At 36.9% G+C, this 15,571-nt stretch carries 13 protein-coding genes and 1 riboswitch (1 of these 14 only partly in view); of the genes, 4 read left to right on the top strand and 9 right to left on the bottom strand.

Annotated features, from left to right (window positions below):
* Together ACA100_RS05475 and ACA100_RS05470 are read right to left on the bottom strand one after the other, a co-directional pair.
* Positions 1-484, bottom strand: the 5' portion of a protein-coding gene (locus ACA100_RS05475; protein WP_481078963.1) for an SRA domain-containing endonuclease. Its footprint begins 176 nt before the window's first position; the window shows 484 of its 660 coding nt (coding positions 1-484); the start codon lies at positions 482-484; its stop codon lies beyond the left edge, outside the window.
* A gap of 86 nt (positions 485-570) precedes the next feature.
* Positions 571-3,324, bottom strand: a complete 2,754-nt coding sequence (locus ACA100_RS05470; protein ID WP_481078962.1) for a valine--tRNA ligase — start codon at positions 3,322-3,324, stop codon at positions 571-573.
* 474 nt (positions 3,325-3,798) lie between these two features.
* On the opposite strand from ACA100_RS05470, the gene guaD reads away from it, so the two are divergent.
* The 3 genes from guaD (at position 3,799) to ACA100_RS05455 (ending at position 7,661) form a co-directional block, all read left to right on the top strand.
* Positions 3,799-5,106, top strand: coding sequence for a guanine deaminase (gene guaD / locus ACA100_RS05465; protein WP_481078961.1), 1,308 nt, complete (start codon positions 3,799-3,801; stop codon positions 5,104-5,106).
* Between the two features lie 13 nt (positions 5,107-5,119).
* Positions 5,120-6,355, top strand: coding sequence for an MFS transporter (locus ACA100_RS05460; protein ID WP_481078960.1), 1,236 nt, complete (start codon positions 5,120-5,122; stop codon positions 6,353-6,355).
* A gap of 79 nt (positions 6,356-6,434) precedes the next feature.
* Positions 6,435-7,661 carry an MFS transporter gene (locus ACA100_RS05455; protein ID WP_481078959.1) on the top strand — a complete coding sequence of 409 codons (1,227 nt, stop codon included), beginning with the start codon at positions 6,435-6,437 and terminating at the stop codon, positions 7,659-7,661.
* Positions 7,662-7,724: 63 nt separating this feature from the next.
* Here the strand turns inward: ACA100_RS05455 and ACA100_RS05450 are convergent, their stop codons facing one another.
* The 5 genes from ACA100_RS05450 to brnQ form a co-directional block, all read right to left on the bottom strand.
* Entirely contained in the window at positions 7,725-8,147 is a 423-nt protein-coding gene (locus ACA100_RS05450; protein WP_481078958.1) for a DUF2059 domain-containing protein, read from the bottom strand.
* 76 nt (positions 8,148-8,223) lie between these two features.
* Positions 8,224-8,706, bottom strand: coding sequence for a preQ(1) synthase (gene queF, locus ACA100_RS05445; RefSeq protein WP_481078957.1), 483 nt, complete (start codon positions 8,704-8,706; stop codon positions 8,224-8,226).
* A gap of 3 nt (positions 8,707-8,709) precedes the next feature.
* A riboswitch (PreQ1 riboswitch) is annotated at positions 8,710-8,754 on the bottom strand.
* A gap of 22 nt (positions 8,755-8,776) precedes the next feature.
* On the bottom strand, positions 8,777-9,724 hold the full coding sequence (locus ACA100_RS05440; RefSeq protein WP_481078956.1) for an AEC family transporter: 948 nt from the start codon (positions 9,722-9,724) through the stop codon (positions 8,777-8,779).
* A gap of 231 nt (positions 9,725-9,955) precedes the next feature.
* A complete protein-coding gene (gene creD, locus ACA100_RS05435; protein WP_481078955.1) occupies positions 9,956-11,317 on the bottom strand; it encodes a cell envelope integrity protein CreD in 1,362 nt (453 codons plus the stop codon).
* A gap of 148 nt (positions 11,318-11,465) precedes the next feature.
* On the bottom strand, positions 11,466-12,812 hold the full coding sequence (brnQ, locus tag ACA100_RS05430; protein WP_481078954.1) for a branched-chain amino acid transport system II carrier protein: 1,347 nt from the start codon (positions 12,810-12,812) through the stop codon (positions 11,466-11,468).
* Between the two features lie 205 nt (positions 12,813-13,017).
* Between brnQ and ACA100_RS05425 the strand changes: the two genes are divergently transcribed.
* Entirely contained in the window at positions 13,018-13,395 is a 378-nt protein-coding gene (locus tag ACA100_RS05425) for a hypothetical protein (RefSeq protein WP_481078953.1), read from the top strand.
* Here the strand turns inward: ACA100_RS05425 and creC are convergent.
* Together creC and creB are read right to left on the bottom strand one after the other, a co-directional pair.
* Complete coding sequence (gene creC, locus ACA100_RS05420; protein ID WP_481078952.1) at positions 13,392-14,837, bottom strand: two-component system sensor histidine kinase CreC; 1,446 nt, start codon at positions 14,835-14,837, stop codon at positions 13,392-13,394. The two genes, ACA100_RS05425 and creC, sit on opposite strands and share 4 nt — an antisense overlap.
* Positions 14,838-14,839: 2 nt before the next feature.
* Positions 14,840-15,532 (bottom strand): two-component system response regulator CreB, encoded by a 693-nt coding sequence (creB, locus tag ACA100_RS05415; RefSeq protein ID WP_481078951.1) that lies wholly within the window; start codon positions 15,530-15,532, stop codon positions 14,840-14,842.
* Between the last annotated feature and the right edge of the window lie 39 nt (positions 15,533-15,571).

Raw genomic sequence — 15,571 nt, 5'->3', positions numbered from 1 at the left:
TTTTATTTTGCATATATTCGAAACTCTGATTACCTGTCATCCCCATGCCAGTGTAATTCATAATATCCCCTGACCATTTGTCGTCATACAAAGGATTTGTATGATTCGCAACTAAAACCAATGCATTCATTCTAATTGATCGACGCATACCACCCTGCGGGCTACATAAGAATAAGTCACACAACTGATCATTATTTAAGACTTCTCCTTTTGCTAACTGCCCTATACGAGCCTTCTGCTCTTCATAGTTAAAAAATAAATCTTGTTTCCCATATAATTTATTTGCAGCCTTTGGATAGCTAGCTCTAAATCTCGTTTCAAATTCAGCTTCTATTTCAGTAATCAATTTCTCATGAGGTTGATATTCTGCCACACTTAGTTTTTCAACAAATGATAGAAAGTTATTTCTCAAATTCAATAACTGTTTTTCTGAAGTAGTTTTGTATAAATTTTGCTTCGCTGTATTTAACTTACCAACAATCATTATTTATTCCTTAAAATTATTTTCATTCCACTATATAACAAAAGCCCTGCTATCGCAGGGCTATGCATTATTAAATCATTGGCAGATTACAAAGCTTGGATTTTCACCAACTGCTGATTCAATTCAGCCAATGTATTTTCCATCCCCGCTAATTTCTCACGCTCTTTAGCTACAACAGCTTCTGGCGCTTTAGCAATAAAGCCTTCGTTAGATAACTTCCCTGCCAATTGCTTAATGCTTGGCTCTAATTTAGCAATTTCACGATTCAAACGCGTTAACTCTTGTTCTTTATCGATCAAACCTGCCAATGGAATCATCAAGCGCATTTTACCAACAACCGCAACCGCTGATTCTGGCGCATCGCCATGACAAGCCACCAATGATTCTAAACGCCCCATTTTCAATAAGAATAATTCGTTGTCAGAAATACGACGTTGATCTTCTTCAGATGCATTTTCATATAACACAGGCAATGGTTTACCTGGTGCGATATTCATTTCCGCGCGAATACGACGAACTTCCAATAATACAGATTGCAACCAAGCAATGTCAGCTTCCAATACTTCATTACGTGCATTCATTGTAGGATATTCAGCAACGATCAGCCCATCAGTTTGTTTAAATTGAGGTGCAATCACAACCAATTGCTGCCAAATTTCTTCTGTAATGTATGGCATGAATGGATGCAACATTTTCAAAATCGCATCCAACGTAAACATTAATGTATGGCGCGTTGCTGCTTTTGCTTCATCACTGAAATCACCATTCAAGATCGGCTTAGTTAATTCTAAGTACCAATCACAGAATTCATTCCAAATGAAGTCATACAATGTTTGTGTTGCTAAGTCGAAACGATATTGATCAATATGGCGCTCAACTTCTTTATTAACATAAGTTAAACGAGATAAAATCCACTGATCAATGTGTGAACGCGCAGCAGGATTGTCTGCAATCAATTTATCTTCCGCATTCATAAATACAAAACGCGCAGCATTCCAGATCTTATTACAGAAGTTTGAATAACCTTCAACACGACCCACATCAAAAATCACATCACGGCCATTTGTAGCTTGCGCTGTAAATGTGAAACGTAATGCATCTGTTCCATAAGCCTTAATGCCTTCAGGAAAGTTTTTACGCGTTGACTCTTCTATTTTCTCTGCCATTTTTGGCTGCATCAAACCTGAAGTACGCTTTTTCACTAAACTTTCTAAATCAATACCATCGATCAAATCGATTGGATCTAAAACGTTACCTTTAGATTTACTCATCTTCTGACCATCTTGGTCACGTACTAAACCGTGGATATAAACTTCATGGAAAGGAATTTCCTGCATGAAATGTTTACCCATCATAATCATACGTGCTACCCAGAAGAAGATGATATCAAAACCAGTCACCAACACAGATGTTGGATAGAAAGTTTTGAGCTCTTCTGTATTTTCAGGCCACCCTAAAGTTGTAAATGGCCATAAAGCTGATGAATACCAAGTATCCAATACATCATCATCTTGTCTCAATGGGCGATCATCCAAGTTATATTTAGTGCGTGCTTCAGCTTCATCATGCGCAACGTAAATATTACCTTCTTCATCGTACCAAGCAGGAATTTGATGTCCCCACCATAATTGACGAGAAATACACCAATCTTGAATGTTGTTCATCCATTCAAAATACGTTTTTTCCCAATTTTCAGGTACAAATTTAATTTCACCTGATTTAACTGCTTCAATCGCAGGTTTTGCCATTGTTTTAGCATCAACATACCACTGATCTGTTAAATATGGTTCGATCACTTGGCCTGTACGATCACCACGAGGAATTTTTAATGTATGTGGTTCGATTTTTTCTAATAAACCTGCTGCCTCAAAATCAGCAACGATTTGCTTACGCGCATCGAAACGATCCATACCACGATAAGCTTCTGGCGCTTCATCGTTGATTTGCGCATCATCCGTTAAGATATTGATCATTGGCAAATTATGTCGCTTGCCCATTTCATAATCATTGAAATCGTGCGCTGGCGTGATTTTAACGCAACCTGTACCAAATTCTTGATCCACATAATCATCAGCGATGATTGGAATTTGACGACCTGTTAATGGCAAATCAATCATTTTACCGATCAAATGTGTATAGCGCTCATCATTAGGATTGACCGCAACCGCTGTATCACCCAACATTGTTTCAGGACGAGTTGTTGCAACAATCATCACATCATTTGTACCCGCAATAGGATAACGCAAATGCCACAATGAACCTTGTTCTTCCAATGATTCAACTTCAATGTCAGAAACTGCTGTTTTTAATACAGGATCCCAGTTAACCAAGCGCTTGCCACGATAGATTAAACCTTGATCATATAAATCTACGAAAGTCTTTTTAACTGCTTCAGATAAACCTTCATCCATCGTAAAGCGTTCACGAGACCAATCCGCACTTGCGCCCATACGACGAAGTTGCTGCATGATTGCGCCACCTGATTGCTCTTTCCATTCCCAGATCTTTTCAACAAATTTGTTACGACCTAAATCGTGACGCGTTTGGCCTTGTTGATTCAATTGGCGTTCTACAACCATTTGCGTTGCAATACCCGCATGATCTGTACCTGGTTGCCACAAAGTATTATCGCCTTTCATACGATGATAACGGATCAATACATCCATAATCGTATCTTGGAAAGCATGGCCCATGTGCAAAGTACCAGTGACGTTTGGTGGTGGGATGACTATACAATAAGCAGGCTTTGTGACATCACCTGATGCTTTAAAAAAACCATTAGATTCCCAAAAACCGTACCACTTTGACTCAATTGCACTTGGCTGATATGTCTTTTCCATAATATTCCGATAAAACTGTCGTTAAAAACACTAAAAGTCATCATTCTAGCACTTACTTTATAACAAGCAAATGATCTTATGGACATTTGTGTCAACGCTCGGAATCTTACAAAAATATAAATTAATATAAAAAAATAACGCCATATATAGCTAAATCACATAATTTTATAGATATAAGAATTTTATTATTTATAGAAGTAATCTTTACTCGTATACCATAAGATCTAAACAATACTTATCTTGTTATCATTTTAAAATCAACATATTATCAAAACAGCAACAATTATAGAATATGACTAAAACAGACTCTCTTGCAAAATAAAATACTTAAAACATGACGTAAGGCATAAATGAAAACTATATGTTCATAAAATATATCTTTATCAAAAGATAATTGATATAACTATCACATATCTTCACATGAAGATAAATAACGCTTCACAATCTCATAAATGTATATCAAGGAGCAGAACAATGAGTACCAATAAAACAGCTATTCGCGGTTCAATGTTAACATTTAAAAAAGATCCTTTCTTTCATCCTATGGATGAATGTTTAGTCTACGAATCGGATGCAATTATCGTAATGGAAGACGGTAAAATTTCGGCAGTGGGTAAAGCCGAGGATTTATTACCAACATTACAAGATGTTCCCGTCAAACGTTACTATGACAGTATTATCACACCAGGATTCATTGATAGCCATGTTCATTATCCTCAAACAGAAATCATTGCCGCTTACGGTGAACAACTAATTGACTGGCTAAATAACTATACATTCATTGCTGAACAGAACTTTAAGGATAAAAAACATGCTGATGAGGTTGCTGATATCTTCCTCAATGAACAATTACGCAATGGTGTGACTTCATCTACAATATTTTGTACAGTCTTCCCTCAATCTGTTGATGCGATATTTGAAGCTGCCGCTAAGCGTAATATGCGAATTATGGCAGGTAAAGTCTGCATGGATAGAAATGCACCAGAAGCATTATTAGATACACCACAAAAAGCATACGATGAATCTAAAGCACTGATTGAAAAATGGCATAAAAATGGCCGTGCAGAATATGTCATTACACCAAGATTTATTCCAACCTCAACACACGAACAACTAGAAATGGTTGGTAGTTTAGCCAAAGAGTATTCCGATACGTTGATCCAATCACATGTTTCAGAAAATGTTAATGAGATTGCTTGGGTTAAAGAATTATTCCCTGAAGCTTTAGATTACACCGATGCATATGATCGTTATGGCTTGTTGAGAGATCGAGCAATCTATGGACATGGCGTGCATTTGACCGAACGCGAGCTGAATGTATTAAGTGAAAGAGGCGCCGCTGTTGCTCACTGCCCAACCTCTAACTTTTTCTTAGGTTCTGGATGCTTCAATGTTCAAAATGCTAAAGCTAATAATCGCCCAATTAAAGTTGGTCTTGCTACCGATCTTGGTGCTGGTACTAGCTTCTCCATTCTACAAACTATGAATGAAGCTTATAAAGCGGCTCAAATGAATGGTAAACCTTATACATCATTACATACATTTTATTTAGCAACTCGAGGCACAGCAGAAGCACTATCTTTACAAGACAAGATCGGAACAATTGCTGTTGGTATGGAAGCGGATCTTGCTGTCATCAATATGAAATCTACTCCGATTATCGAGTATCGAATGCGTTATGCCAATAGCTTAGAAGAAGCTTTATTCATTCAAATGACATTGGGCGATGATCGTGCCATCAGTGCAACTTATGTTGCTGGTCAAGAAGTTTATACAAAATAAAAAGGAATGACTTATGAACGCTTCAAAAGAATATAAACTCGGTAGCAGTTATGCGTGGTTAGTTTGGTCGATTGCAGTTGTATTCGTTATCTTCCTATTCAACGTACAAACAGGCTATGCCATCCTTAACAATAGCGTTGCAAAAACAATTGGCCTCAGTATTGATCAAATAGGACTCATTGCAGCAACCTATACTTGGACATTTGCAATTGCACAGATGTTTTCAGGTGCATTATTAGATAGAGCAGGCAGCCGTAAAGTTCTCTTGCCTGCAATAGCGCTTGTCACCATTGGTGTATTTCTATTCGCTTTTGCACAAAGTTTTGAAATGTTATTACTATCACAGATCGTTTTAGCAATTGGCTCAAGCGCAGGCTTTGTCGGCGCAGGTTATGTTGGCGGCACTTGGTTTGGTATGGCTAAATTTGGTTTCATGTTTGGTCTAGTCCAATTAGCGGCTGCATTATCTTCAGCTTTCGGTCAAACAGGATTTGACTTTGCCCTTAGCCAATGGGATTGGCGCACTGTTATCACTGGATTTGCAATTTTTGGTGTTATTTTGCTCGTGATTGCTGTCATCTTTATGAGAAATCCTCAACCTTTAGAATCATCACAACAAAAACCAGCGCAATTCATTCAATCAGTTTTAAACTCAATTTTAGAGGTATTGAAGAAAGCACAAATTTGGATCATCAGCGTCCAAGGCGCAATCACTTTCGGCATGATTTTGGCACTTGGTGTTGTATGGGGACCAAAATTAATGATGGCACATGGTTTAGATGAACGTTCAGCAAACTATGCAACCGCATGCTTATGGTTAGGCTTAGCAGTTGGTAGCCCATTAATTAATAAATTTTCTGATAAATTACATTCTCGTAAAAAACCTATCATTATCACAACCATCGTTCAGTTAGTTGCACTTGTTTTAGCAATCTACTTACCAATGACACCAGCACTTGCAATGATCATTTATTTCATCTTTGGCTTAGGCAATTCAGGCCATATGTTGAACTTTACAGCAGCGGCTGACAATGTACCGCCTCAATTAATTGGTACTTCAGCTTCCATCGTTAATGGTTCAATGTTCATTCTTGGCGGTATTTTGATGGGCTTACCAGGTAAAGTATTAGCTAATACTCAAGAATCATTGGCGGATTATCAACACGCAATGTTAGTTTGTTTGGTTGCATTAGTTGTTGCGTTAGTTGTGTCATTCATGATCAAAGAAAGTTACCCAAAAGCATCGTAGTTACATCATACTCAAAGAGTGATGCATGCATCACTCTTTGATTTTAACGGAATAAAACCTCTTCTATAGGAAGTTGATTATGAAAACTTCATCCCAGAATCACTACTTAGCATGGATCAATTGGGGAATCGCAACAAGTTTCGTAATATTAATCTTCAGCTATCAAACTGGTTATGCCATTACTCACACAAAAATGGCATCGTCTCTATCACTCTCTTTATCAGACATCGGCATCATTGGTTCAACCTATACATTTGTATTTGCGTTTTGCCAAATATTTTCAGGCTCCATTCTGGATCAATTCGGTACGCGTTTAGTCTTGCCCCTTGCTTGCACTTTATTAACTTTAGGCATTTTTAGTTTTGCATTCTGTACTTCATTGATCGGTTTTATATTTGCACAAACTTGTATCGCCATTGGCGCTTCCTTTGGATTTATTGGCGCTGGGATGACAGGTAAATACTGGTTTTCTCAGGAAAAATACGGAATGATGTTCGCACTTGTGCAATTTGTCGCATCTTTATCTGCATTTCTCACTCAAGTAATATTTATCCAATTGATTGCAAATTATCCTTGGGATTGGGTGATTAATGGGCTAGGCATGATTGGTCTTGTGATTCTATTTTTAATGTTCATATTCTTACAGGATCCCAAAAACCACGAGCCAACCCATAAAAACTTCTCGTTACAATTTTTTAAACAGGCTTTATGTGATGTCAAAATTGTCATATTACATAAGCATATGGTTTTTATATTAATTTCAGGCGCCTTATCTTTTGGCGTCATGCTCAGCTTAAGCATTGTTTGGGGGATACATTTAGCGAAGTATTTTAATATTAATGCTAATAATGCAACCCTAACTATCGCTCTCAGTTGGCTAGGGCTAGCATTAGGCGCACCATTCTTTGCTTGGTTAGGTAGAAGACTACACAATGACATCACTGCTTTTACCATCGGAACTCTCGTACAAATTTCAGCCTTATTAATCATGACATTAATGCCCAATCATACTTTCATCAGTTTATCTGGTTTAATGTTCATTTTTGGCTTTGCAACTGGTGCATCTATGCTACCTTTCAACATCGCAGCAACTATGGTGCCATCGAAATACACAGGAACAAGCGCAGCACTTGTGAATGGTAGTCAATTTCTTATGGGTAGTTTTCTAATGTTCATCCCTGGTTTTCTCATGGAAAACCATATCACAACCAATATCCATCAGGCTTTAATCTTATTCCCTATTTTATTAATTCTTTCAATGGTGACCTTTTATCTGTTCATTATTAGAAAACAAAGTATTCTATAGATGCCCATAAAAAAACCCACAATTTCACCAATTGTGGGTTTTTCGATGCTTTATGCAACAATGTTATTTAGACAAAATCTCTTGGATTTTCTGAGCGATGCCCATTCCCCATTGCTGACCAATCACCATAGATTCTTGCATGATCGCAGGTTGTTTTTCAACCAATTTTTTACCTGCTGGCGATTGATAGAATTCTAAAAATGCTTTCACATCTTCTTCAGTGAACTGTTTTTGATAAACAGGTACCAATAAATCTACTAACTGATCCACATTGAACTCTTTTTTCACTTCAGCAATTTGTGCATCAGTTGCTCCAGCCGCTTTCAACTGTGCAACCAATTGATCAAAAACCATCGTGCCCATTTCTGCTGCACCAGTTTCAACAATTAATTGCTTAATGCTTTGCTCAGAGGCAGTTTGTGCAAATGCTGCAGAAGAGAAGATTAATGATGAACCTAAACACACGGATAATAATAATTTTTTCACGATGTTTTCCTTAATAAATTAATGTCAAAAGACTGAATCAGTATATCAACAATATCGTATAAATTTGTAAATAGCCTTATCGATTATCAATCTTTTCAGGATACAAATCATGGTTCAACAATCGTGTTTCAGCAAACTCAGCCCAACGCGTATTCGGCATGCCATAGTTCACATAAGGATCAATAGAAATTCCGCCTCTTGGTGTGAATTTCCCCCAAATTTCTATATATCTTGGCTGTAATAAATTGACTAAATCTCTTAACATTTTATTCACACAGTCTTCATGAAAACTGCCTTCATTACGAAAGCTAAAAAGATAGAGTTTTAAAGATTTACTCTCCACCATTTTTTGATCAGGAATGTAGCTGATATAAATCGTGGCAAAATCTGGTTGCCCTGTCATTGGACACAATGCCGTAAATTCAGGACAATTAAATTTAACAAATGTATTGTTTTGAGGATGGGCATTATCAAATGCTTCCAAAACAGCAGGATTATAGCGATCAGAATATTCTGTTTTCTGATTACCAAGCAAAGTTAAACCTTCGGTATTTGACATAAAAACTCCTTAGTTTTTTTATGTGGGAGGATTTCGAACCACCATTTTCAAAGCAGAATATCCTAAACAATCATGCCATTAAAAGCAAAATAATTGGCGTTGTAACTGCTGACAATAGCGTTGATAAAACAATGCCAGATGCAACTGCATCTTCTATTTCCTCAAATTTCAATGCCATCAAATAAACATTCATGCCCGTTGCGAGCGATCCTAAAATCACAATTGCCTTAGTTTCAAATTCAGGCAATCCTAAAGCCAAAGCACATAACCAAATCACAAAAGGTTGCAATACTAATTTAAAAAAGACTAAAAACAGGCTCACTTTTAAACTCGAACCAATACGATATTCAGCCAATCCCATGCCAAGCACCAATAATGATAAAGGCGCAACCATATCCGAAAACATTGAAATCGTACTGCTAGCAAACTTTGGAATGGGTACACGGAAATAACTTGCTAATAAACCGACAATGATCCCAATCACAACAGGATTTTTCAATACGCCCTTAAAAGTCGCCGCCATTCCTCTTGCTGAAAATGAGCCATGATCGGCCCATTCAATAGAAAATGAAACTAAGCTCCACAGTAATAATGCATTGAATGAAATGATCATTGCGGAAACAGCAATCGCATCATCGCCCATAAAGAGCATTAAGATCGGAATACCGATCATCACATTATTGGCAAAGATCGTGCCAACGCCAAACACAGAACTTGCACGGGATGTCAGCTTTAGAGCTTTTTTAGAAAAGAAATGAGCGATGAAAAATAGAATAAAAGAGCCACCGAAATATGCCAATATTAACTTGGGATCAACTTCTTGCTGAGTGTGAAATTTACTCATTACGCCAAAGAGCATAATTGGAATGGCTAAATTGAATAAGAATCTCGTCAATCCTCTTGTGAAATCTTTCGGCCATTGCCTGAATCGCACAAGGTAATAACCCAATCCGATTAATATAAAAAATGGCAATAGTGCATAAATTTGCTGAAAGAACGAATAAACAAAAGCGGACATATTGAGAAAGCTCTGAGATGAGAATGATCAATCTAATGTAGCAAAGAATCATCAAAATAGAAGAGAGTTTTTGGTTTGTTTGATTCTCAAGATCAGCAACACAATTCATCAAAAAATAAAGCACCCAAAAATTGAGTGCTTTATGTGATTTATCTCGCCTTATGCTTCAAATGAAATCTCAATATAAATGCTCGGAGCGCTTGTTTCATTGCGCGATCTTCTCGTAATCCTCTAGTTCTCATGATTAATCTCCTCTGCTTTCTTCTTTTTACTCATAGAATTTGATTGTGATAGCGCATACCAATCGACATTTCTCGTAAAGATCATAGTTGCGCCAATGGATAAGAATAATAAGATTGAACCTAGTAATAAGCTATACTCTTCGCCATTCAATAAAATATAGAGCGTGACATATAACAGCGATAAAGCACCTGCAAAACCTAATGATAGTTTTCTATCCTTGAGAATACTGTGCATGTAATAAGTAATGAGCCCAATACAAGAAAATGATGCAATCAAATATGCCCACAAAAAACCAATATGCTCGGACAGTGAAATCAATAATAAAAAGAATAGAACCAATGCAAAACCAACCAATGCATATTGCATCGCGTGAATATTCATACGGCGAACCACTTCAAAAACAAAGAAGCCTGCAAATGTTAAACCAATGAACAAGATCGCATATTTCACAGCGCGATCACTTTTACGATAATGATCCACAGGATCAACCAAATCCACGCCAAAACTCGTAATGCTATTAAAATCACAATAATTTTCTTTGGAAAACCAACAAGTTTTCAGTGCTTCTGGTGTAATGTTAGAAAATTGATTCACTTCCCAAACTGCATCAAATGCGTCATTCTCGATTGTGCGATCTTTGGGCAAAGCATTGCCCATAAAGCTTGGATGCGGCCATTGTCCATTCAACTTAACAGTCGTTTCTTTACCTGCCGCAACAAAGTTCAAACTTGACGTGCCCATTAACTCCAATGCAACATCGAACTTAATCACACCGCCAGATTTTAATGCCGAAGCACTTAATGGACTTTTAACACCTTCTGATAAATAACCTTGCTCACTCAATGGCGACAATGTGATTTTTTGCCCATTAAGCAACATTTCAGTTGTATTACCAATACCGCGAATATCTGAAACTCTCAATGAAACATAAGGCTCACCAATTTCATAACTGTATTCGCCTGAATCTTGTAAATCGAAGTTTTTCGGTAATGTAAACTGCCCTTTTAAAGTGCCTTTAAAAGTAAACAAATTAGTTTTATAAATGCCACGATAACGCTCTTCTGTCGTCAATCCACCTGCAACATTCAATTGATCTGGAAAAAAATAAGCAACATGTTGAGTTCTTTTATATAAATCTCTTTTGCTGTCATATGTTTTAGTTGTATATGGCACAGTGATCACTGGCCCCGCTAACATTTGCGATCTTACGGAGCTATTGGCAATCTCTGTTTCTACGCTATTTTTAAGATACATTCGTTCATAAATCAGCGAGCTGATCATAGCAATGCTAACCAGTAACACTATGATGATCACGCTCATAGATATCAGCTTTTTAGTTAAATTATTCATTATCTCTCCATCATTGAATTTTGATGGTTTATTCTCTGATACCAATATGAAGAGATAATGTGACGAATGTGTTTTTTATGTGAAGATTACAAATAAAAAAGCAGACTTAATCAAGTCTGCTTTTTGAAAATCTATATGAATGTTTATTTTAATTGGGTGCTTGCTGTTTAAAGCTCAAAGCCCAGCCAATCACAAGGCCGATCAATGCTGGTGTGATCCAGCCCATATTGATATCTGAAAATGGCAAAATACTATCTATATATGATGTGATGTTCAATACAATTGGATTTTTACTGATCACATCTGTTGTTGCTTTTAAGCCTTCAATGATCGCAGCTAACAATGTGAATACAGTGGTGCATTGATACACAATTCGCTTATGTTGAAACAATGGTGATAATAATGCCAATAAAATTAATGTGATCGCTAATGGATATAAGAACATCAACACAGGTACAGAAATTTGGATAATGGAAGTTAAACCAACATTGGCAACCAATAAGCCAGCAATACTGAATCCATGCACGAAAGTACGATAAGCAATGGATGGAAATAATTCATTAAACATATCAGAACACGCTGTGATTAAACCAATCGCCGTTTTCAAACAGGCAATCGTCACAATGACTGCCAACAAAATTGATCCCGCATATCCAAAATAGTGTTGAGAAACTTGCGCTAAAGCAATGCCGCCATTGTCGGATAATGGAAATACATTCAGGCTTGTTGCACCAATATATGCCAAGCAACCATAAATTAATGCCATTAAAATCACACTGACAAAGCCAGACTTCATCACATCTTTAGCAATGTCTGCTGTATTGGTGACACCAAAGCGCTTAATTGCACTCACAACAATGATACCAAAAGCTAAAGAAGCCAATGCATCCATCGTGTTATAGCCTTCAGTGAATCCTTTAAAGAAGGCGTTTTGCTGATAACTTTCCTGAACAGGCAAAGCTTCTATCGATCCCATTGGCTGTAAAAAAGCGCTCACGATTAAAAAGGCTAAAAAGACTAAAAATAGTGGATTTAAGACTTTACCAATCCAAACCATGATATTTGTAGGATTTAAAGATAACAACCAACTCAACAAAAAGAATACTAACGAAAAAATGAATAATCCCAAACCTAAAGTATCTGCGCTTAGAAATGGTGTTAAGCCAATTTCAAACGAGACGGTTGCCGTTCTTGGTAAAGCAAAAAATGGCCCAATGGTGAGATACAACGCCATGGTAAAAAACAGACCATATTTTTGTGAAACTCGACTAGATAAATCATACAAGCCATTACTTTTAGAAAAACCAATGGCCAAAACGCCTAAAAATGGTAAGCCAACACCCGTTAAAATAAAGCCTAATGTTGCAATATAAGTGGAAGCGCCTGCTTCTTGTCCCATATGAATGGGAAAAATGAGATTGCCTGCGCCGAAAAATAGCCCAAATAACATGGAGCCGATGGTTAAATATGCTGAAAAAGAGAGTTTGTTGTTCATATATATGTGCGATCTACGATAATACTGTGTTCATAAAAATAACGGGCAGAAATCCTATCATAATTAAATCAAGCCTCTCATTATTTCTTCAATAATCTCGTCATTCTTTTATCAATAAATATTCATAAATCATCAGAAAATCATATTTTCATATATTATATATACGCTGTTTAATAAACATTTTTATCAAATCACAAGGAACATTATGAAATTAAAATCACTTTTACTGTCATGCATTTTATTATTAAGCCCATTGGCAATCGCAGATATTAAACAAGATGAAACAGAAGCCAAAGCTGCTATGGTTGAGATGATCGCACTCATCGATGACAACAATTTCAAAGACTTAGTAGCTAATTATGCTTATTTACCCGAAGATAAAAAAGCAGGCTTACTTGCTTTCATCGAAGCACAACCCGCAACAACAGAACCCAATGAAGGCTTATTAGAAATGAAAGCCGCATTAAACAAAGCCTTAACAATCACACCAACTCAGAGCGATAACGAATTAACCTTTAGATTAAAAGATTCTCGCCCTATAATCTTCGTCAAAGAAAACAATCGTTGGTTGCTTAAAAACTAATTCTGTATGATATTTTTCGGGATAATGAGCATCACCAATACGCCATTATCCTGATTTTGAATGCTGATTTTTCCTTTATGTAATGCCATAATCTCCTTCACAAAGTTTAATCCTAAACCTGTGCTTTTTTCGCCTGAATCTGGGCGCGGTAAAGAATAGAATCGTTCATATAAGCGTGATAATGCATAATTCGGAATGTGCGGACCTTCATTATAAATTGTTAATACGATGTGATTATTGTGATCTTTACCGTCTATGATTAATCGCCCTTCCTTTGGCATAAAATCTACAGCATTGCTGATGATATTCGATAAAGCTTGCGTCATCAGAAAGTGATCACCATTGAAATATAATCCATCATTAATCTCACATTGAACATCCAACTCTTTTTGCTGAATAAGTGATATAAAGCCATTCAAAACTTCATCCATAATATTTGCTAAATGAATGGTTTGCTGCGCCTCCAATGCTTGCTTCTTCTCAACCATACTGAGTTTTAATACACGATCAATCAGATTTTGTAAGCGCGCACTTTCCCGATCAATATTCTCTAAAAATTGCTGTTGTATTGCTTTATCCATATCATTTTGTAGCAGTTCACTTGCGCCACGAATCGCTGCCAATGGACTTTTCAACTCGTGCGTTAATGTATTTACATAATATTCTACATACTCTTTGCCATCCAATTCTTCGCGCAAATTCGACAATGTAGAAGCCAATACATTTAAATCTTTGCCATAAAATTGCGGCTGCTCTTCTCTTTCGCCCTGCCCTAATTTTTTTGCATAATCAATCAGCTTACGAAATGAAACACCGAGCCACCAAGATAAAATTGCCCCAACAACAATACTGGTGGCTAATAAAATCAACGCAAAAAATGTCAGCTCAGCTTTTGCGCTCGCAATGTAAGCATCCGTTGTACTATTCGGTTTAGAAACCGTTAATACGCCAATGATTTCACCTTGATGATAAATAGGTGCACCCACATACATAATGGATAAAACGCCTTTCGGATCATTTTTAGAAATGCCTTTAGAACTGCGCGCACCATATTGCCCACGCAATGTTAAATAAACATCGCGCCATTTGGAATAATCTTGACCAACGGCTCTATTTTCTGAATCAAATAGCACAATGCCATTTTTGTCTGTGATGTAAACGTTTAAACTCACATCATGCTTTTCTACATCCCAAATTTTGGCATCAGGATCACGCTCTTGATAGCTGATCATTCGCTTTTGTAGATATTCAGGCGTGATTTTTTCATCTTGCAAATCAAAAGCCACAATTTCTGCTAAAAAGTTGGCTGTATCCACTAATGTTTCTTCTGTGGTTTGGCGAACACTGGGATAAACTTGGCGCGAAAATATATGCACCATAAAATAACCGCACAATGCCACAAATAGAAAATAGAAGATAAAAATACGTTTGGATAATGCCATAATTATTGGTCCAACTCGAAACTATAACCAAAGCCACGATGCGTTTTAATCACATCCAATTCGGGATCAATGTCACGGAGCTTTGCACGAATGGATTTAATGTGCGTATCAATTGTGCGCTCATAACTTGCATCCGCTGAAACACCCACAGCATTTAAAAGCTGATCACGGCTCAATATCTGTTTAGGATGATTCAATAAGTGGGATAAAATCTGATATTCATGGCGCGTTAAAGGTAAACGCTCATGATCATAAGTAATCGTAAAACATGCTTCATCTATTGAGAAACCTGTGCTTAAACTTGGTTCTTCCAATATAGCTTTATAATCCGCTGGTTGAACACGTTTTAAAATGACTTTAACCCGAGCAACTAATTCTCTTGGGCTAAAAGGTTTACCAATATAATCATCAGCACCAATCTCTAAACCCACAATTCGATCAATTTCATTATCCCGCGCAGTTAAAAAAATCACAGGAATTTCTGAAAATTTCCGAAGTTGCTTACACACTTCAAAGCCATTTAAATCTGGCAAACCCACATCTAAAACCCAAAAGTCATAAGCATGATTGTGTTGTTGCGTTAATGCATCAGAGCCTAAAGTCACCCAATCACATTCAAAGCCTTCTTGTCTTAATGCGAATAAAATTGTGTCCGCGATACTTTTTTCATCTTCAACGACTAAAATCTTGGTCATGCTTATTGGTCATCCATCAGTTATTTTCTGCTATTATCT

The sequence above is a fragment of the Wohlfahrtiimonas sp. XWW7 genome (assembly GCF_056716055.1).
Note: the sequence above shows the minus strand (reverse complement) of the source record. Positions and strands in the feature narration are given on the sequence as shown.